Annotated in this window: 16 protein-coding genes and 2 pseudogenes; 12 read left to right on the forward strand and 6 right to left on the reverse strand. The window is 63.6% G+C overall.

Going from position 1 to position 19,871, the window contains the following annotated elements; translation table 11 throughout:
- Positions 1–99, forward strand: a pseudogene (locus C493_RS22675) (NifU family protein); the annotation flags it as partial.
- A 75-nt stretch (positions 100–174) separates the two neighbouring features.
- Here C493_RS22675 and C493_RS11295 read toward each other — a convergent pair.
- On the reverse strand, positions 175–1,080 hold the full coding sequence (locus C493_RS11295; protein WP_007259567.1) for a ketopantoate reductase family protein: 906 nt from the start codon (positions 1,078–1,080) through the stop codon (positions 175–177).
- Positions 1,081–1,121: 41 nt separating this feature from the next.
- A complete protein-coding gene (locus C493_RS23845) occupies positions 1,122–1,286 on the reverse strand; it encodes a DUF7130 family rubredoxin-like protein (RefSeq protein ID WP_007259568.1) in 165 nt (54 codons plus the stop codon).
- A 614-nt stretch (positions 1,287–1,900) separates the two neighbouring features.
- On the opposite strand from C493_RS23845, the gene C493_RS11305 reads away from it, so the two are divergent.
- The 5 genes and pseudogenes from C493_RS11305 to C493_RS23850 all read left to right on the forward strand — a co-directional run.
- Positions 1,901–2,809, forward strand: coding sequence for an alpha/beta fold hydrolase (locus tag C493_RS11305; RefSeq protein ID WP_049889316.1), 909 nt, complete (start codon positions 1,901–1,903; stop codon positions 2,807–2,809).
- 241 nt (positions 2,810–3,050) lie between these two features.
- Entirely contained in the window at positions 3,051–3,878 is an 828-nt protein-coding gene (locus tag C493_RS11310; protein ID WP_049889317.1) for a hypothetical protein, read from the forward strand.
- 349 nt (positions 3,879–4,227) lie between these two features.
- Positions 4,228–4,842: a hypothetical protein gene (locus C493_RS11315; protein WP_152421149.1), complete on the forward strand. Its 615-nt coding sequence runs from the start codon at positions 4,228–4,230 to the stop codon at positions 4,840–4,842.
- A gap of 946 nt (positions 4,843–5,788) precedes the next feature.
- Entirely contained in the window at positions 5,789–6,535 is a 747-nt protein-coding gene (locus C493_RS11320; protein WP_152421150.1) for a hypothetical protein, read from the forward strand.
- A 76-nt stretch (positions 6,536–6,611) separates the two neighbouring features.
- Positions 6,612–6,702: pseudogene (locus C493_RS23850) on the forward strand (IS6 family transposase); the annotation flags it as partial.
- Between the two features lie 98 nt (positions 6,703–6,800).
- Here C493_RS23850 and C493_RS11325 read toward each other — a convergent pair.
- Together C493_RS11325 and C493_RS11330 are read right to left on the reverse strand one after the other, a co-directional pair.
- On the reverse strand, positions 6,801–11,036 hold the full coding sequence (locus C493_RS11325) for a DNA-directed DNA polymerase II large subunit (protein ID WP_007259573.1): 4,236 nt from the start codon (positions 11,034–11,036) through the stop codon (positions 6,801–6,803).
- A 1-nt stretch (position 11,037) separates the two neighbouring features.
- Complete coding sequence (locus C493_RS11330) at positions 11,038–11,457, reverse strand: PPC domain-containing DNA-binding protein (RefSeq protein WP_007259574.1); 420 nt, start codon at positions 11,455–11,457, stop codon at positions 11,038–11,040.
- A gap of 279 nt (positions 11,458–11,736) precedes the next feature.
- Here C493_RS11330 and C493_RS11335 point away from each other — a divergent pair, with 279 nt between their 5' ends.
- From C493_RS11335 to C493_RS23430, 6 genes are all read left to right on the forward strand, one after another.
- Positions 11,737–13,341: an ABC transporter substrate-binding protein gene (locus C493_RS11335; RefSeq protein ID WP_007259575.1), complete on the forward strand. Its 1,605-nt coding sequence runs from the start codon at positions 11,737–11,739 to the stop codon at positions 13,339–13,341.
- A 95-nt stretch (positions 13,342–13,436) separates the two neighbouring features.
- Entirely contained in the window at positions 13,437–14,435 is a 999-nt protein-coding gene (locus C493_RS11340) for an ABC transporter permease (RefSeq protein ID WP_007259576.1), read from the forward strand.
- Between the two features lie 65 nt (positions 14,436–14,500).
- A complete protein-coding gene (locus tag C493_RS11345) occupies positions 14,501–15,526 on the forward strand; it encodes an ABC transporter permease (RefSeq protein WP_007259577.1) in 1,026 nt (341 codons plus the stop codon).
- A gap of 3 nt (positions 15,527–15,529) precedes the next feature.
- Positions 15,530–16,714 carry an ABC transporter ATP-binding protein gene (locus C493_RS11350; protein ID WP_007259578.1) on the forward strand — a complete coding sequence of 395 codons (1,185 nt, stop codon included), beginning with the start codon at positions 15,530–15,532 and terminating at the stop codon, positions 16,712–16,714.
- Positions 16,711–18,072 carry an ABC transporter ATP-binding protein gene (locus tag C493_RS11355; RefSeq protein ID WP_007259579.1) on the forward strand — a complete coding sequence of 454 codons (1,362 nt, stop codon included), beginning with the start codon at positions 16,711–16,713 and terminating at the stop codon, positions 18,070–18,072. Before C493_RS11350 ends, C493_RS11355 begins: the two co-directional genes overlap by 4 nt.
- 243 nt (positions 18,073–18,315) lie before the next feature.
- Positions 18,316–18,474: a hypothetical protein gene (locus C493_RS23430; protein WP_007259580.1), complete on the forward strand. Its 159-nt coding sequence runs from the start codon at positions 18,316–18,318 to the stop codon at positions 18,472–18,474.
- A gap of 130 nt (positions 18,475–18,604) precedes the next feature.
- Here C493_RS23430 and C493_RS11360 read toward each other — a convergent pair whose 3' ends face one another.
- Positions 18,605–19,111 (reverse strand): hypothetical protein, encoded by a 507-nt coding sequence (locus C493_RS11360; RefSeq protein WP_007259581.1) that lies wholly within the window; start codon positions 19,109–19,111, stop codon positions 18,605–18,607.
- A 75-nt stretch (positions 19,112–19,186) separates the two neighbouring features.
- On the reverse strand, positions 19,187–19,702 hold the full coding sequence (locus C493_RS11365; RefSeq protein ID WP_007259582.1) for a hypothetical protein: 516 nt from the start codon (positions 19,700–19,702) through the stop codon (positions 19,187–19,189).
- Positions 19,703–19,871 lie beyond the last annotated feature (169 nt).

Below are 19,871 nucleotides of genomic sequence, written 5' to 3' on the forward strand. Positions count from 1 at the left end.
GAAGCTGACATGGGCGGCGGCGGCGGCATGAGCCCGTCGTTCCCCGGCGAGACCGTCGACGACGGCGAAGCCGACGAAGGACCGGAAGCGCCGTTCTAACGCGCAGCGTCGCCTCGAGTTTCGTTTTTGGCGTCTTCGACTCGACAGTCTCGACGCCTCGCAACACCAGTACGGTTAGCGAAGGCCGTGCGATCGCTCCCACGTCCGCACCAGCGACGTGAGCAACCGGTTCGTCGAGACCTCGAGCGCGCACTCCTCACCCCGATCGACCACGTAGCCAGAGATTGCATCGATCTCCGTGCGCCGCGTCGCGAGGATGTCCTGGTGCATCGAGGACGTGTTCGCGGTCGTCTCGCTCGCGACGCGTTCGAGCGCGGCCACCGCCTCGCGATTCGAGAGCCGAACGTCGCACGCGCGAGCGACGCGGGCCGTTTCGCGAGCCGCCGAGCGGGCGAGATCGTTCGCCTCGTGTTCGAGAATAGCACCGTTTTCGCTTCTCGAAAGCGCCGTCACCGGGTTGATACCGGCGTTGACGGCGAGTTTCTCCCACAATCGTCGCGGCATGTCGTCGGCGACGGTGGTCTCGAGTCCGGCCGCCTTGAACAGGTCACCGATCCGATCAGCGCGGGCCGAACGGCCGCCCTCGCGTGGGCCGAGGACGATTTCACCGATTCCCGTACAGGCGACGACGCCGGGATCGCGAAATAGCGCGCCGTAGGAGGCCGTTCCCGCGAGAACCGTGGTCTCGAGCGCGTCGGCGAGCGTCGTCTCGTTACCCATGCCGTTCTGGAGCGAGAGGACGGTGTCGTACGATCCGGTCGCGAGCGTTTCGGCCGCCGCTGCCGTGTCGAACGACTTGACGGTCACGACGGCGAGGTCTGCCTCGAGACCGCTGCCATCGGTCGTCGCGTTCGGTGAGACCGTCGCCTCGAGTTCACCGACCAGTTCGAGGCCGGTCTCGCGAATCGTCCGTACGTGTGGATCCCGGCCGACGAGCGTGACCTCGTTTGCGGCCTCGCGTGCCAGTGCGGCGCCGACGAGGCTGCCGAGGCTGCCGGCGCCGAAGACGACGATCTGCATGGCCGAAGCGTTGGGTTCGTGTCGATAAAAGGGGTGGCGACTCAGTCCTCGGTCCAGTAGTAACTGGCCTCGCGGCCAGGCCCACACGACGGACGGGAATCCGGGAGGCCGTCGTCGAGGGCGCCCATCTCACCGCACTCGAGACAGCGCCAGCGCGGGTGGACTTCGCCGAACTCGTGGCTCGACCGGACGTGTTCGATGCTCACCCCTCGAGGCCCTCCCACGGCGTGACGGAGAGTCACTCCTCGTCGTAGCCGCGAATGTGGTCGATCGCCTCTCCCACCTCGGTGGACACCTCGTCTCGAGGCCGAATCGCGTCCGCTCTCGTTTGTGTGCAATGTGTATACGTAACACGAATTGGGTAACGGACCGCTCACGGATCCTGAACAGCGGAATATCGTCTTCGCGGGACGCTCTCGAGAACGGTTGCGAACCCAGCGGTGAAGTGATATAAACTCCAAGGCGCGATATCGAATGGGCTGGAGCCTCGAAACCCGGGCCGACCGGAGTGTCGACCGCGACAGAAAACATGCCAGCATATCACATGGTAATAGAAAGCAATATACACCCTCCGTTCCGATACCCGTGAGATGGTAGTTAGCCGCGTCACTGGAACGGTCAGCCGGACGTTTCCAGTCGAATCAGGGGGTTTCAAAGCGACAGAATGGGCTATCTCCGCTTCAAGAAGTTACAGAGCACTCGGTATATGGCCGGTTCGAGTGGCTCTGGTTCGACCGCCGGTGACCGACGCGGGGCGGGCCATCAGATGCTCGCCTGTACTTGATACGTTCTCGAGCCGTCATACGGATGTGATCCACGGATGACAGGGACTGGTGTGACGACCGTTGGCAACTGTCGGATTAGCTACCGGCGAGCAGGGACAGACGGTCCACCTGTTGTCTTGCTTCACGGGGCCGGCATCGACGACGCGACGGTCTCGTGGCGTCACGCGATCGACGTGCTAGCCGAGGACTATCGCGTCTACGGGATCGATTGGCCGGAGTACGGTCGGAGCACGGGTGACGTGACCCACACCATCGACACGTACGTCGACGTCCTCGAGGGCTTTCTCGAGTCGTTGCCCTACGAACGCGTCTCACTGGCCGGTATCTCGATGGGCGGCGGCGTGGCGCTGGGTTACGCCCTCGAGAACCCGAACCGCGTCGAGCAGTTGGCGCTCGTCGATAGCTACGGTCTCGGCGGTCGACTGCCGAACGCACTCCCCTGGAAGGTACTGGGACAGATGCCCGGGGTGACCGAGTTCAGCAAGATCGCCGCCAGCGCCACGACCGACAGCGTTCGTCTGGTGCTCGATCATCTCGTCGCCGACGCGTCCGAGCTTCCCGACCCGTTCGTCGCGGACATCCGCCAGAAACTGATGGAACCGGGATCCATTCAGGCGTTCAAGGAATTCCAGAACAACGAACTCTCCTTTAACGGCCGCGTCGCGACGAACTTCGTCGACGACCTCGAGTCGCTGTCGATGCCGACGCTGCTCGTCCACGGGAAACAGGACCCGTTGGTTCCCGTCGAGTGGTCGGTCCGCGCCGCGGATCGGATTCCGGAGGCCGACCTCGAGTTGCTCGACGACTGCGGCCACTGGACACCCCGCGAACGTCCCGAGCGGTTCAACGAAATGCTCCTCGAGTGGCTCCCCGACGACCGATGCGTCCCGACGCCTGAGTATCCGCCGGCCGAGATTCCGGGGCTGACTCGAGCGAGTTACTGATCGATCGCCTTCTCGACACGGAGGGGTATAGTTTTATTACACTTTTATATTCTCAACCATCTCATCCGCAACTATCCCTCGTAATGAAACAGTAGCTAATTCGAATATATTCTGTACTAATTTGGGTGAACGGATTTATATCACCGATAATAATTGTGATGAGTGAGTTATCGGTTCTCGCCCGCTGGGCTGGAAGCATACGATGGCAAATCGAACACCACTCTCACGACGTGATAGCTTGATGGCGATTGCGACCGGGAGCACGCTACTTGGCGGCGGCGCGCTGGTCGTATCGGCCACTATGGACGACGACGGACGAGATGCCGAGGACGACGAAAACGGCGGAGACGACGAATCAGCCGAGGTCGATCCCGACGAAATCGAGTTCGTGGCAGCGTGCGTCGACGAGGAACGCGAGTTCGCGACGTTCCGGGTCGACAACGACAACGACGAGTCGGTCACGCTGACGACGGAGGGGACGTCAGTTATCGACTTCGGTCGGAACGGCACCGATGAAACCGACGCCAGCAGCGACGACGACAGCGGCGACGTCGATCACGACGAGGCGGTCGAGCAGGTCAACTCGATCATCGAAGACACGAACGAACGCCTCGAGAACGTCGATGATGTCGAACCGATCGACGAGATCGACGCGAATACCGGCGACGATGTCCAGGAGGAAGTATTCACGCAAGTCGTTGCCGAGATCAACGCTCAGTCCCAGGAGCTCCTCGGGACGGACATTGCGGGTGCTGTCGACACGCCCGACGAAGCTCGCGCGGAAGCCGACGAGATCGAAGCGGAGTACGGCGCCGCAGCACAAGAGGCCGTTGATGGGCTAAACGACGCCGCCGACAACGTCGAGGAGATACGTGAACTCACCGACCGTGGCGGCAGCGGGGACGGTTCGGCCGACGAACTGACCGTCGGCGCCGACGACTCGGAGACGGTCACGACCGGACTCGAGGACGACACGGCGACGGTATCGCTTCACCTGGACGGCGACGAGATCGCAGAGGCGACCGCCGATTACGACGAGATGGACAACTACTGCTCTCACAGCCCCTGAAGGCCAATGGACAGTAGAGAACCGCTGTCCGTGAGGCACAACGGTTCCGCGATCGTTTCGATCACGCTGTTCTGTTGCACCGCTCGTTTCTGACGGGAGCGATACCTACGGTAGCGTTCCGGCTACCTGCGTCGCAGCGCGCTCGAGAACCGAAGGTCGGTCCGATCGGGAGATTCAAAAGCTGTCATCCGGTTATCGAACCACCGGTTCTGCGCTTTCGTTCGCCCGTCGTTCACCGCAGATCCGCACCGGCTACGGCGACCGAGCTAGTTCAGTACTAAACTACAATGAATTATAAATTTGTTTTTCGTCCATAACTTCTAAATATCAATGTTGATAATTAATGGGCGTGGTTATCGATAACGAGTCGAAAGCCGCGATCGCACTCGGCGCGCTCGCTGGCGCACTCGCGTGGATCGTCGGATACGGCCTTACCTACGCCGCCTCGATCAGCGATCTCCGATCGAACGAACAGTACGACACCCTCGAGGCTGCAACCGACGAATCACTCGCCGTCGAGATGGTCGGGTTGCTCTACTACAACGCGCACAACGTTGTCGCGGACGTTCCGCAGTACAGCGTTCTACAGGCGCTCGAGCCGAGTCACAACTTCGTCCTCGCAGAAGGCGGGAGCACCCTGGCGTTGTACGCGATCCCCGTATTGTTCTTGATGGGCGCCGGGGCGGTGGTCACGCTATACACCCACAGCACCGACGAGTCGGCGACAGACGCCGCGCTCTCCGGGTCGGTGATCGTCGTCGGCTACCTCCCGCTCGTCGTCTTCGGAACGTTCGTGTTTACGGTCGATCCGGGCAATGGAGCGATGGCGCCGGACCTGTTCCTGGCGATCGGGCTAGCCGGAACGTTCTATCCGCTCGTCCTGGGCGCACTCGGCGGCGTCGTCGCACACGTCGTTTCGCGCACGCCCCAGAGCGGTTCGGTCTCCGATCCGAACAGTACGTGACGACCGTCACCATGTAGACGCCCGGGTTCTCGTCCGCGAGTCGCCGCCTCACGGACCACCGAGGACCGTCACTGCACACCTGATCGCCAGAGGGCGTTCCGATCAGTGTATAACTCGTTTCAGTAGCTCCGCTACCATCGAGGTCGTTCCGAACTCGCCGACTCGCTCAGTCACGAGAATCGACGATTCTCGAACGACGTGGCCTCGAACTGATTCACCGACAGCCTCGAGCGACGTGTTATCGTGTGGTGGGTTCCCTCGAGCGGATGCGAGAACGAGTACGCCATCCGCAACCGGAACGGATCACCGGACGGCGCGACCGACACACCACGAGGGTCACGGGAGTATTCCGCCGTGGATCCAACGTGCGTTACCGCGATTCAGGGACGGTCGCCCTCGAAGCCGTGCCGGGATCCGTATCCCTCGAGGTGACGAGTCCCCACCGGTTGCGACGGTAGTGACGTGACCGCTCCGTTCGACGGCTTCGACGGTCCTCGCGGCCGGTCGGTCGAGGGACGGCTTCGAGCGGATCGACTCAGCACGAACCGCTCGGTGTTCCGAAGCGAAGCGAGTTTCACGCTATCTAACCGATCGAGAGGGTACACCGTGGTATCGGCTCGAGTGGTGGATACGCGGATTCGTCTCCGTCGCGACGAGAGGGCAATCGTGCTATTGTCGTGGGGAACCCTCTTTCAACGCCCAGAGACGGCTGATTCGAGCTGTCGGTGACAAATAATCACGGTCCTCGACTGGTTCGATCAAGCGGTAGTTCGATACGATGTTTATCTAATTCTCGAGTAATTATTCAGGTAATTAGTTGCAGAAATCTCAATTGGAATCAGTAGAACTAATGGGAGAACTGGGAACTTTGAACGATATCTTCGTTTAATAGTGTCGTCTGCTGACCTTCCACACGCCTTCGTTACACTGCGAAGGTAGTGATCAAATGAGTCAACAACGATGGACACAGGTCCTTGCGGTAACGTTCGCCATCCTTATGGCGTCATCTGCGGCGCTGGTCGGCTTCGGGTCGGTCGCGGCGCAGACGTCTGAAGAAGACGCAGTCGAAGAGGTCAACGAAGACATCGCGGAAATCAACGAACGGTTCGAGAACGTCGACGACATCGAAGAAGTAGAGGAGTTTGACGCGGACGTACAGGAAGACCTACAGGATGAGACGTTCGATCAAATAGTTGCGGAGATCAACGCCCAGTCCCAGGAACTCCTCGGGACGGACATTGCGGATGATGTCGACACGCCCGAGGACGCCCGCGAGGAAGCTGACGCGATCGAAGATGAGTACGGTGTCGCAGCCCAGGACGCCGTTGACGCGCTGAACGACGGCGCGGACACCGTCGAGGACTGGCAGCAACTCGCCGAAGAACTCGAAGAGGCTGAGGAAGAGGCCCCTGACGAAGACGAAGAAGAGGCCCCTGACGAAGACGAAGAAGAGGCCCCTGACGAAGACGAAGAAGAGGCCCCTGACGAAGACGACCTCGAGATCCCTGATGACGCCGGAACCATCGTCGTCGAGGAACTCACCGTCGAAGAGCTGACCGGCATGGAGATCAATATCGAGAACATCTACGTGATCCTCGACAGTATCGTGGAGGACATGCCGGTTGACGACCTACCGGAGGACCCCAACGATGACGAGTCGTACGATGAGAGCGACGACAAACACTGTCCGTAGCGACTGACGAACACCACTCGAGGGCGCGAGCGACTCTCGAGCGCACCGTTCTTTTTTGTACTCGGCGGAAGCGTCCCGTAGTTCACTCGGCGTTGAACGCACTCACCAAGCACTCTGGCACCGAGTACATCGGCTTGCAGACAGCGTACCAGACCCGTCGACGGCTACGAGAGCACCGGTCTCGGTTGCGGACAGTTTCGTTTCCGTTCTGAGAAACCGTCCGATGAACTACGCGCCGAAGATGGAAGAAGAGCGAAACACGGTACTATCCATCTCCGGGCCCGCCACCCATGAAATCCGCAATAGTCGTGGGCTTATTCTTGTCGTTCTCGAAGATGCTCTCGAGAGATTTCTCGAGGACCTCTAAGCGCTGTTTCGTGTAGTCTCGACAGTCGTATTCGTCGGCGACCTGGATCGCGGTCTGCATGTACTTGTTGACCGAGCCCTTGTGAACGGTGAGGTTGACCCGACCGCCACACTCTCGACAGTCGCCGGTCAGGGGCATCCGGCGGAACTTCTCGCCGCAATCTAGACAGCGGGTTTCCTGGCGCGAAAAGGCCCGCAAGTTCCCGATCAGGTCCGGCAGGAAGTGATACTCGATGACCCGTTCGGCGACGTCGGTCTCGTCGACGGCCTCGAGTTTGCGCGAGAGCTCGAGCTGGGCGTCCATCTTGTCCATCATCGAGCCCAGCGTCTTGTACGCCGAGAGGTCGGGCCCCATCGCGATGTCGGTGGTGTCGTGGGTGTGCTCGAAGCCGGTGTACTCGCCGTCCGTGCCGAGGGTATCCTCGCCGATCTGGATGTCTACGGATTCAGGATCGGCCTGCTCGCGGGTAGCGAGGTAGAACTCGCGGGGGTACTGGCTGACGATGTCCATGTTGTGGGCCTCGTCGTCGATCTCGGAGGGATCGATGCGTGAGGACATGACGAGGGGCGCGTCCATGCGGCCGCCCCGAGAGGAGGGGAGGAACGACCGGCTAAAGTTGATGAGACCGTCCATGAGCAACATGACGCAATCTTCGTCGCCGTCACACTGGGCCGAGTAGAGGTCGTTTGCGACGAGCGTATGCGTCCCTGAAACCGTCAGACAATACGTGTAGTCGGTGTCGGCCGGGAGCGGTTCGGTTCGGTCGACGATATCGACCGGCGGACGACCTCCGTCGGTGACGCCCGTCGCTGCTGTGGCTCCGATATCCGTCGGAGACCGATTTGGCGTCGGAATCTCGTCGCCGGGCTCGAGTTCGCTCGCGGCGATTCGTTCGAGACCGTCGTTCCAGACGACCATCGTGTGATCCGGGGTTACGGTCAACGACCGTCCGTTGCGGGTTTCGACGCGGATCAAATGGTCGGGAGCCGGGTGCTTCGACACGGCGTCGACCGGTCGGCGAACGCGTCGTCCGTCGTCGTCGATCGACGGGACGGTAATCGATTGCTCGAGTTCCTGAACGAGCGTCCCGAAGTCGTCTTCGCGGGGATCGGTTAGCCGCGACTCGACGAACGCCTCGATCGATTCCTCGCGCGCGATTCCGGCTTCGTCTTCGTAGCGGACCGTCGTCTCGGGGTGGAAACAGTTCCGACGCTTCGCGGCGTGAAAGTACGGATGCGCGTATCCGACCGCGGCGCTCGTAAATCCCACCACTCTCCCGACGGTCGCCGCGCTCGTGTGCGGCGCCATCCCGAAGACCAGCTCCCCGACGAGCTCCTGGCGATCCTCGAGTTCGTAAAACGGCTCGAGGCCGTAGTACTGCTCGAGCAGGTCGTCGATGAAGTTCGCCGTCTGCAGCATGTGCTCGGCGGCGCCGTCCGAGAGGACGATGTCCTGGACCTTGAGCTCGACCAGCTGGTCCTCGTGGGTCAGGGGCTCGCCGTGGATGTCTTCCTCGTAGCCGAGCGCCTGCAACTGGCCGACGTCGACGTCGAGTTCGCTGGCCCGAACCGAGGTGACGGGCAGGTCGGTCATGTCGTAGCGGACGGTGCCGTCCTTGAACGACGAGACGTCGTGTTTGGCCCGTAGGATTCCTTTCTCGATGGGTTCGGGAACCTTGGTCGTCGAGGTCAGCCCCTTGACGCCTTTCAGGATGTCGAAGGCGTTCTCGCGTTCGCCGACCGACTCGAGGGCGTTGCGAAACTCCTCGTTGATGTCGATCTCCCGGGTCTCGACGCAGGTGGCCTCGACCTCACAGCGGCCACACTCGACGCGGCCGGCCTCGTCGGGTTCGACGCGGTCGTCGCAGTCCGGACAGCGGTAGTCGGGCTTCGTTCGGGCGGAACACTCGGGACAGCGGTTCTTGAACGTCTCCTCGTGACAGTCGGGACAGCGCTGGCGACCGATCTGCACCTCGACGACGCCGGGGGTATCCCGCATCGTCTCGGCGTGTTTGGCCGCGTCGGCGACGTTTCGCTGCGTGCCGCCGGCCTCGCCGATGGGAAAGAGCGTGTGGACGGCGGGGCTCAGGTCGCGGCTCTCCGACTTTTCGGGTCGGCCCATTCGGTTTCCGATTCGCGTGGGCGCGCGCTCGCGAACGCGGAAGGGGGCGACCTCGTTGACCGCCTCGATGGCGTTGGCGCCCGGGTCTTCGCTCTCGTGGCCCCACTCGCGGGCGCGCTCGGAGAGGTCGTCGTCGGACCAGGTGCGCTCGAGTTCGACGATCGGTTCGTCCTCGCGACCGTCGGGATCGAGCGCGGCTCCGTCGGCGACCGCTCGTCGGGGTTCACAGCCGACGGTGCGGGCGAACGGCAGCCAGTCGTCGATCTCGATTCTGTCGTCGCCCTCGCGCTGGCGGTGTTCGACGATGAGCGCCTCGAGGATCGCCGCCGTAGACTCCTCGTAGGGGAGCACGAGCGTCCCGTCGGCGTCGGCTTCGTCGCCACCGATTTCGTCGTCGTCGGCGCCTTCGATCCGGCCGGCGGCGACGGCGTCGGTCAGTTCGCAGAACTCGTCGACCGAGATATCGTGCCAGAGGTAGGTGTAGGCGGGGTGAAGCGGCGCGTCGTACTCGAGGGCCCACTCGAGGGCCTCGTCGGCGTCGGGGTTTTCGAGGTCGATTCGGGGGTCGTCCTCGAAGGCCTGTACGTCGGCGCCGGCGGCCGCTAAGTCCTGTATCCACCACTCGTCGGTGTAGGAGGCGGGTGCGAGCGGGTGGTTGTTCTCGATGAACTCGCCGTAGTTGACGAGGTACTCGCCGAGGTCGACGATCTTCTCGACGCCGTTTCTGATCTCGAGGGCTTCCTCGGGATCGTCGATGCGTCGAACGTCGCCGTTTGCGAGTTTGACGGTCGGCCCCTCGATGGTGTCGACGGGGACGACGCCGGCGGCCTTGCCGGGGCGTTCGGTCTTGATCTGCGTCCCGGTCGCGAGGAAGTCGTCGACGAGGTGCATCGCGGCGGGGTGGACGCCGGCGGTCGCGAAGCCGTGGTTGCGCGCGCGACCGTAGCGCAGTCGGAACCCGCCCTTCGCACAGGGGTGGGAGAAGACCGGTCGGCCGGCGATCAGGTCCCGAAGGAACTTCTTCGATTTCTCGACGCGGGGCGGCCCCGCGGACTCGTCGGCGTCGTCATCGCCGTCGTCGGCCGAATCGGGCGCCTCGTCTTCGTCCTCGGCGGCGTCGTCACCTGCGTGCTCGACGGCGTCTTCGCTCTCCGCATCGGCGTCGCTCGAGTCGCCGTAGTTGCCGTCGATCAGGTCCTGGAGCCACGGCCAGTCGATCTCGTCGAGGTTGCGGGTGTAGCGCTGGATCTTGGGCGCTTTGAGGGCGATCCCTTCGGCGAGGACCAGACACATCCCTCCGCGGGCACTGTTAGTGTCGACGCGGTCCAGGTCCCGAAAGCCGGAGACCTCCTCGTCGCCGGTGGCCTCGCCGTCGAGCATGATCGGCATGTGTTCGGCGATGAACTTCGTCTCCTTGTCCTTGGGCGTGTACTGCAGTCCGGTTTCCTTGTCGTAGAGGCCGATCTCCTCGGCGTAGCGTTCGACCTCTTCGTCTCGGGCCTCGTACTGTCCCATGCCGACGAGCGCGCGGGTGTAGTCCGCGACGAGCACCGAGAGGGCCTGTGCGGTCCCGCCTGCAGAGCGGATCGGCCCGGCGTAGTAGACGTTGACGAACTCGCTGCCGTCGTCGTTTTCGAGGATCTCGACCTTGTCGATGCCCTCGATGGGCGCGGCGACGACACCTTCGGTCAGCAGGGCGACCGCGGTGCGGACGGCCCCCTCGACCTTCCCGGCTTTCGTCTCGTAGTCGCCGACCCGACCCTCCGCGAAGTCCTTCGCGAGTTCCAGTGCGGCCTCCTCGCGGGACATCTCACCCTCGAGTTCGCGCACGCGCTCGGCGACACCGTCGATTCCGAGGATGTTCTCGACGCGGTCGGCCATGTCGCGTGCGGTCGGAATCTCGACCTCCGGTTCGGGATCTGCGCCACGTTGTTTCGCCTCCTCGGCGACGTCCATCGCCGCCTCGAGCTGGGATTCGAGCCGTTCGAAGTAGCGTTCGTCTGCCTCGCGCATCTCAGAGCCAGAGGTCCAGTTCGGTGGTCTCGTCGTACTCGCGCTCGAGTCCGTCGGCGAAGACGCGCATGTAGACCTCGCCGGCCCAGACGGTCGCCTCGTTCAGGTGGCCGGCGTACGCCGTGCCGTCGGGATCCGAGAGCACCGTGTGCGTGTGCGCGAATCGGTCTCCGTCGAGCCAGGAGACGTTACCGACGCAGCTTGCCACCTCGAGTGGCTCGTCGAATTCGATGGGATAGTACTCACACGCTTCCTGATCGTAAAACCAGAGTTCGGCGTCCTGGACCGCGCCGAGGGCGCTGAACCAGGCTGCGTCCGCGTCGACGTCGTCCGCGAGCGACTCGATCTCGGCCCGCCACTCCGCGCCGGTCTCGAGGCGGGCGACGTACTCCGATTCGGTCTCGACCGCCCGATAGTTCATACGCACCATCACCGCCGCCACGACAAAAATGCCACCGGTCCGTCGCCGCGCGTTCATCGAGTGGCACTGCTGGGCCGTACTGACCGTCTTCGATTCGCGGCGACCAGATGTGGCCGCCAGCCGCCTCTTTTATAACGGTTTCTCATCTAGTTTTTCGCCACGAATTCTACCACGAATTGAAATAAACAGACTTTGAAAGATTATGGCGTCGGTAAACGTTGCTTGGACGAGGTCTAGATCCCTGCTACCAATATACCACGGGAGTTATTGTATACCGAGATGGTGCACGATCAGATCACGCCGACGCGACGGCAGCTACTCGCGTCCGGTGCCGCATTGAGCGCAACGATGGTGGCCGGCTGTATCGGTGGGGACAGCGGTCCGGGAGACGGGCTTCTCTATACGCAGGAAGTCCATCCGGAGGGGGATTTCGATCCGGTCGTCTCGAACGACGCCTACAGCGCGCAGGTTATCCACCAGGTCTTCGACGGGCTCTACGAGTACGACTACGACCTCGAGCTCCAGCCGAAGCTCGCGGCGGGCGAGCCCGAAGAAGAACAGGACGGCGAGCGTTACATCATCGAGATCGTCGAGGACGCCGAGTTCCACAACGGCGATCCCGTCACCGCCGAGGACGTCGCTCACTCGTTTACCGCGCCCGTCGAGGAGGACACCGACAACCGGCCGGAGTACGACTTCATCGACGTCGACGGAACCGAAGCGATCGACGAACACACCGTCCAGATCGACCTCGAGCATCCCTACGGTCCCTTCGAGACGCTGACCGTGGCGACGTACGTCGTCAACGCGGACGTCCGGACGGACGATCCCGGCGACTACAACACGAACCCCGTGGGCTGTGGGCCGTTTACGTTCGAGGACTGGACCTCCGACGAGTACGTGGAACTCGAGGCCTGGGACGACTACTGGGCCAATCCGGAGCCGGAACTCGAGTCGGTTCGGTTCGAAGCCGCCGAGGACGACGCGGGGCGGGTTTCTCAGATCCTCGCGGGGGACACGGACGCGATCGCGACCGTGCCGCCGGAGGACTGGGATCAGATCGAGGGCGAGGAGGGGATCGAGGTCTACCGAACGGAGAGCCCCTCCTACCAGTACGTCGCGTTCAACTGCAACGAGGGCGAGACGACCGATCCCGACGTCCGCCGGGGCATCGCTCACGCGTTCTCGATGAGCGACTTCGTCGAGACGAATCTCGGCGAGAGCGCGACGCCGGTGAGTTCGCCGATCCCGCCGATCGTCGACGACCTCGGCTGGGACTTCCCGAGCGACGAGTGGGAAGAACAAGCGCCGGAGTACGACCCCGACGAGGCCGAAGCGCTGCTCGAGGAGGGGCTGGACGATCCGGACGACTGGGAGCCGACGATCATCGTGCCGCCGGACGACGTTCGCATCGCGCTGGGCGAACTGATCGCCTCGCGACTCGACGAACTCGGCTACGACGCCGAGGTACAGGCGCTCGACTTCGCGACGCTGACGGACACGTACATCTCCGGTGACGCGGACGACTACGAAATGTACATCCTCGGCTGGACCGGCGGCCCCGACCCCGACGTCTACCTGTACAACCTCTTCCACGAGGAAAACGCCGGCGTCACGCAGGGGCACTTCTACGAGGGCAGCGACGACTTCCACGACAACATCCTCGAGGCCCGCGAGACGGCAGACCAGGAGGAACGCCGGGAACTCTACGTCGACGTCATCGACGAACTCGTCGAGGAGGTGCCCGTGATGCCCGCCTACTCCGAGCACAACACGATCGCGGCCCAGGACTACGTTGGTGACGTGCAACCGCATCCGAACGTCTCGTACAATCCGGAACTCGTCTCCGACGAGAACAACGTCTACCTCGAGGACGATGAGTGACGAGTGACGAGGACGACTGACGGCGTCGCCTTCGAAAAACGGAACCGGCCGCGCGGCGGCTCGAACAGATTCGAACCCACGACAGCATTCGACGAATGGGACTGCTCAAGTACACGATCTACCGACTGCTACAGGCGATCCCCGTCCTGATCGGTATCTCGATCATCACGTTCCTGCTGGCGAATCTGGCGCCGGGCGATCCCGTCCGGCTCATGCTACAGGGCCAGCAGGCGGACGAGGAACTGGTCAGGACGATCGAACAGCGCTACGGACTCGACCAGCCGCTGCACGTCCGGTACTGGAACTACATGACGGGACTCGTCCAGGGCGACCTGGGCTACAGCATTCACCGCGATCGGCCCGTCTCGGAGCTAATGCTCGAGCGGGCCGGCCCGACGCTGTTGCTGGTGCTGTCGGCGTACGTCTTCGCGATCGTGACGGCGATTCCGCTCGGCATCATCGCGGCGAAGCGGCGCAACGAACCGACCGATCACATCTCCCGGATCGTCGCCCTGATCGGCGTCAGCACGCCGTCGTTCTGGATCGGCATCATGCTGATCATCATCTTCGCGGTACAACTCGGCGTCTTGCCGTCGGCGGGGCTGGTATACCCGTGGCAGCCCCCCGAGGCGGCCGGCCACGACGGCTACCTCGAACACTGGATCGAGTCGATCAGACACCTGATACTGCCGATGATTGCGCTGGGGACGCTCCAGATGGCGACGCTGATGCGAGTCGAGCGAACGCAGATGATCGAGTCGCTCCAGGAGGAGTACGTCAAGCTCGCCCGCGCCTACGGCGTGCCCGAGCGGACGATCCTGCGCAAACACGCGTTCCGCTCGGCGCAGTTGCCGATCATCACGATCATCGGCCTCAACCTCTCGACGGCCCTCGGCGGCGCCGTCCTGATCGAGACCGTCTTCGCCATCAACGGGATGGGGCGGCTGTTCATCGAGGCGATCCAGCAACTCGACTACCAGCTGATCATGGGCGTCACGATGGTGCTCGGCGCGATCTTCGTGATCGGCGTCGTCATCACGGACATTTCCTACGCGTACATCGACCCGCGCGTAACCTACGGGGAGCGTGAGTGATCGTGAACGCGACCGAAACAGCGAGCGACCGGCGAACGAACGCGGCGATGCGAGGTGAGTGAGACATGGCAACGACTGAATCCCAACTCGAGGAGCAACAACCGAGCGTCGGCCCCGGCGAAGACGAGGCCGACGAGGAAGTCGAGACGCGCGTCGGCTGGCGGTACACGCTGGCGAAGATCAAGCGGGACGCGACGGCGCGTATCGGGCTCTACATCGTCGCCGTCGTGCTCTTTATCGCGACGTTCGCAGCGATCGACAGCAACGTCGCGCGGCTCACGTTCGGGGCGGTCCAGGATTATCCCGCGGCGCGGGCGCTCCCGATCTTCGACCATCCGACGGCGATTCCGCCGCCGGGCGAGGCGAACGCGAACGCGCCGCCGGCGTTCGTCGACGGCGGGACGCTCTCGCATCCGCTGGGGACCGATCCGCAGGGACGGGACTACTTCACCCGCATCGTCTACGGCTCGCAGGTGTCGGTCAGCGTCGGCATCGTCGCGACGGCGATCGGACTGATCGGCGGGACGATCGTCGGCGCTATCTCGGGGTACTACGGCGGCAAGGTCGACGACGTCCTGATGCGCCTCGTCGAGACGCTGTATGCGATTCCGCCGCTGGTCTTGATCATCGTCTTCATCGTCTTCCTCAGCGGCGGCAGCCCGGACATTCGGTACGCGATCGTCGGCGTCGGGATCACGTTCATTCCCGTCTTCGCCCGCATCATCCGCAGTCGGGTGCTGTCGGTCCGGGAGATGGACTACATCGAGGCGGCCCGCGCCGCGGGCGTCAAGGATCGCAACATCATCCGCAGACACGTTATTCCGAACAGCTTCTCGCCGGTACTGGTGTACGCGACGCTCCAGATCGGCGTGACCATCCTGACCGTCGCCGGCCTCTCCTTTCTCGGCTACGGCGCCCAGCCGCCGACGCCTGACTGGGGCGAGATGCTGCGGATCGCCCACGGCCGGTACATGCACTCGAACATCTGGCTGTCGATCTGGCCGGGGCTGGCGATCCTCGTGACGATTATGGGATTCAACCTGTTCGGCGACGGCCTCCAGGACGCGCTCGATCCGCGGATCAAGAATTAACCCATGTCCGAACCACTCCTTCGCGTCGAGAACCTGAAGACACAGTTCTTCACCGAGAGCGGTACCGTTCGCGCCGTCGACGGGATCTCCTTCGAGGTCCACGAGGGCGAGATCGTCGGCCTCGTCGGCGAGTCCGGCGCCGGCAAGTCCGTCGCCTCGATGAGCCTCATGCGCCTCGTCGAGGATCCCGGCGAGATCGTCGGCGGCGAAATAACCTACAGAGGAGAGACGCTCTTCGGCCTCGAGGAGGGGCCTGACGGCGAGTTGCGAGAACGCGACGAGATGCTCTCCGAATCGGAGATGCGCGAGCGAATCCGCGGTCGGGAGATCGCCGTAATCTTCCAGGACCCGATGGAGTCGCTCAACCCCGTCTTCACCGTCGGCGGCCAGCTCCGGGAGTTCATCGAACTCAACCGAGACCTCTCGAGCGGCGAGGCCAGAGACGAGGCGATCCGGATGCTCCGCGAGGTCGGCATTCCGGATCCCGCCGAACGGTACGAGGAGTATCCCCACCAGTTCTCGGGCGGGATGCGCCAGCGCGTGCTCATCGCGATGGCGCTGGCCTGCGAGCCCAGCCTGATCATCGCCGACGAGCCGACGACGGCGCTGGACGTCACCGTCGAGGGGCAGATCCTCGATCTGGTCGACGACCTGCAGGACCGCTACGACACGAGCTTCGTGTGGGTCACCCACGACATGGGCGTCGTCGCCGAGATCTGCGACCGCGTAAACGTGATGTATCTGGGCGAGATCGTCGAGCAGGCGCCGGTGGACGAATTATTCTACGACACCAACCACCCCTACACGAAGGCGCTGCTGGACTCGATGCCACGCCCCGATCGCACCGTCGACGAACTCGATCCCATCGAGGGCGTGATGCCCGAAGCGATCGAGCCGCCCTCCGGCTGCCGGTTCCACCCGCGCTGTCCCGACGCCCGCGAGGTCTGTACGCGCGTCCACCCCGAGACCCTCGAGGTCGACCGCGCCGACGGCTATCCGCACCGGACGGCCTGCGTGAAACACGACGTCTTCGACGTCGACTACGACGGGAGCGTGCCGCTCGAACCGGGCGACGAGGCCGAGACGCGGGTCGGCGGGACGGGGACGGAGGCGGGCGCGGACTCGAACTCGAGTTCGACCGGCGAAGAAGAGCCCGCGTCGCCCGACGGAGGTGACCCGCAGCGATGAGCACGCCCGACGATCCGATCGGCTTCGGGGAGAGCGACCTCGCCCACGGCGAGACGTTACTCGAGGTCGAGGAGCTGACCAAACACTTCCCGGCCGACTCGGGACTGCTCGCGGGCGTCAACCTCGAGCCCGGCCAGTTCCCGCCGGTGAGTTTCGGCGTCGATCAGGTCGAAGCCGTCGACGGCGTCTCCCTCGAGATCAAGAAAGGCGAGACGCTGGGGCTGGTCGGCGAATCGGGCTGTGGAAAGAGCACGCTCGGCCGGACCATCCTGCGGCTGCTCGATCCGACCGACGGAACGATCCGGTTCAAAGGCGAGGATCTGGCCGAGTTGAGCGGCGAGGAACTGCGCCGGAAGCGCTCGGAGATCCAGATGATCTTTCAGGATCCCCAGTCGTCGCTGGATCCGCGGATGAAGGTCGGCCAGATCATCGAGGAGCCGATGCGAGCCCACGACATGTTCGACGACGAGGGCCGGGAAGCGCGTGCGAAGGAGCTACTCGAGAAAGTCGGCCTCGATCCGCGCCACTACAACCGCCATCCCCACGCCTTCTCCGGGGGACAACGCCAGCGGATCAACCTCGCGCGGGCGCTGTCGGTCGACCCCGACTTCGTGGTCTGTGACGAACCCGTCTCCGCGCTGGACGTCTCCATTCAGGCCCAGGTGATGAACACGATGGAGGAACTCCAGGCGGAGTTCGGCCTCACGTACCTCTTTATCGCCCACGACCTCTCCGTCATCCGCCACATCTCCGACCGCGTGGCGGTGATGTACCTGGGCCACGTCGTCGAGGTCGCCGAGAAGGAAGAACTGTTCGAGAATCCGCAACATCCCTACACGAAGGCGCTGCTCGAGTCGATCCCCGTTCCGGACCCGCGGGAGTCTGGCGCCCGGGGCGTCCTCGAGGGGGAGGTCCCGAGCCCGCAGGACCCGCCGTCGGGCTGTCGGTTCCGAACGCGGTGTCCGCGAGTGATCGCACCCGAGGAGTACGAACTGACCGACGAGGAGTGGGGCCACACGCGGGCGTTCATGCGCGCGGTCAAACGACGAACGTTCGAGCCGATGACGGCAGCCGACCTCCGTCGAGAGTTCTTCGACGGCGACCTGCCCCGCGGCGGCGCCGGCGAAATCGTCGACGAGGCGATCGGGTACGTCGCAACCGATCGTCGGACTGACGACGAGCGCGGTGGAGACGGGGACGAGGACGGCGTCACCGACGACGACTGGGAGCGCGCCACCGAGTTACTGCTCGAGTCGTTCGCCGAACGGAGCATCTGTGCGCGGGAGCAACCGGCCTACGAACTCGAGGCCCAGCACGGGTCCGACCCCCACTTCGCGGCGTGTCATCTGCATCGGTAAGCGCGGGCGCACGGCGCGGCTTCGAAGGCGTTGCCCAACTCGAGTCGAGCTATCGGATATCAAACACCTGTTCATCGTCCACAGTACTCGAGCAAGAAGTACAGATAATCGACCATAAGATGCCGTTAGATGGTTTGAATCGAGCATTCGACCGATCGGCGATTCTGCGTCGGTTTCGGCAAAACCAACACCATCTTTCATCTCGAAAATACTTATGTACACGACGCACTTGGTTACTCGTGTATGAGTAAACTCCTCGCCACCGTCACGGCAGGCACGCAGCGACTCGCGAAGGCCCGACGAACGATCCGCCACTCCCCGCAGTTCGGCGACGATCAGTCGAGCGACGACGACGAGAGCCCGGCCGGCCGCATTCCGCCGGGCGGCTTCCTCACCGGGTGAGGACTCGAACCGATGATCGACGTCCGCGGTTGCGGTTTCCGTTCTTCTCTCGAGTGACCGCGAGACTCGAGCGACGCGTATTCGCCGTCCGTCGTCACCCGCAACTCGACCCCTCGGTGAGCGCCCGGCGTCACTCGAGGACGGACGCGGGATGTTTGAGATACGCGTCCTGGTCGGTCACGCGCTGGTACCACTCGTAGAGCGTCGCGACGGCGGCCTCGTCGGGATCGAATCGAACGTGGGGTGCGCCGTGGTAGCCGCGACAGCTGACGAGGAAGAAATAGAGCGTCCGGTGGTGGTCCGGCGTCGCGTCGACGACCCCCATCGTCCGGCCGCCGAGGTCGTCGGAGAAGTCGTTCAACAGGGCGGCGATATCGTCCTGCAGCTGTTCGTCCGGGCGATATCGCGCCACGCCGAAGGCCTGCTGCATGTACGTCGTCGCCGCCTCGAGAAACGGGTTCGAATCCAGTCCGGTTGGATCAACACTCTGGAAGGCCTCGTAGAGTTCGAGGACGGTCGTCAGTTCCTCGCTCGTGACCGCAATCGGCATCACTGGCTCGCCCTTCGGCAGCGAGTAGTCGGGGAACGCGTGCGTACCGGGATCGGGCAACTGGCCGAATAGCTGCTCGAGGGACATACGTGGTACCACGACCCACGGGACTAAACGGTTGCCGGCGTACGCTGACTCCGATCGCGTGCACTCGAATCCATCCTACTCGAGTCGGATCGTCGTCGCGTCGCTCGGCCGGTACGTCTCCTCGCCGGTCGCGATGAACGCCCGCAGTTCGTACTCCCCGGGGTCGGGAACGACGGATTCGCGGCGACCGCCCGCGGTTCGCTCGAAGCGGCCGTGCCAGGTAAACCGGACCTGTTTGCGCTCGCCGCCGCGAAAGCGGAAGACGGCGGGTCGGTCGGGGACGTACCGTCGCTCGTCGCTGGCCTCGAGGTCGCCGTCGACGGTCCACCCCCACCGTCGTTGGCTGGGCGTCGGAATCGAGACGGGAATCGGCAGTCGATTCTTGAAGTCGACCGTGATCGCGACGGGGTCGTCGCGCGCGTAGACGTCGCGGTCGGTCCTGATGGAAACGGCGACCGCTCGCCGGGCCAGCGCCGCCGGAACGAGCGACGAGAGAAACGTGGTAATCGTGTACCGCGAGTCGTCTCGCTCGAGGTCGAACGCGTCGCTCGCGTCGTCGGCGGACTCGCGAGGTGGCCGTGGCCCGACCATCGACGGGAGGTCCAACGGTCGGCTACTAAACTGTCGGGGGCGGCTCTCAGATCGCGGCCGCTGCGTCGGCGTCGTGACGATCGAGTCGTGTGAACGTTCGGCAGCCGAAACGGCCGATAACACCGGCGTTACCCGGTGAAACGGATGTCCAAGAACGGCTATTACAGTT

Source organism: Natronolimnohabitans innermongolicus JCM 12255 (genome assembly GCF_000337215.1).
In the GTDB taxonomy this organism is placed as follows: domain Archaea; phylum Halobacteriota; class Halobacteria; order Halobacteriales; family Natrialbaceae; genus Natronolimnohabitans; species Natronolimnohabitans innermongolicus.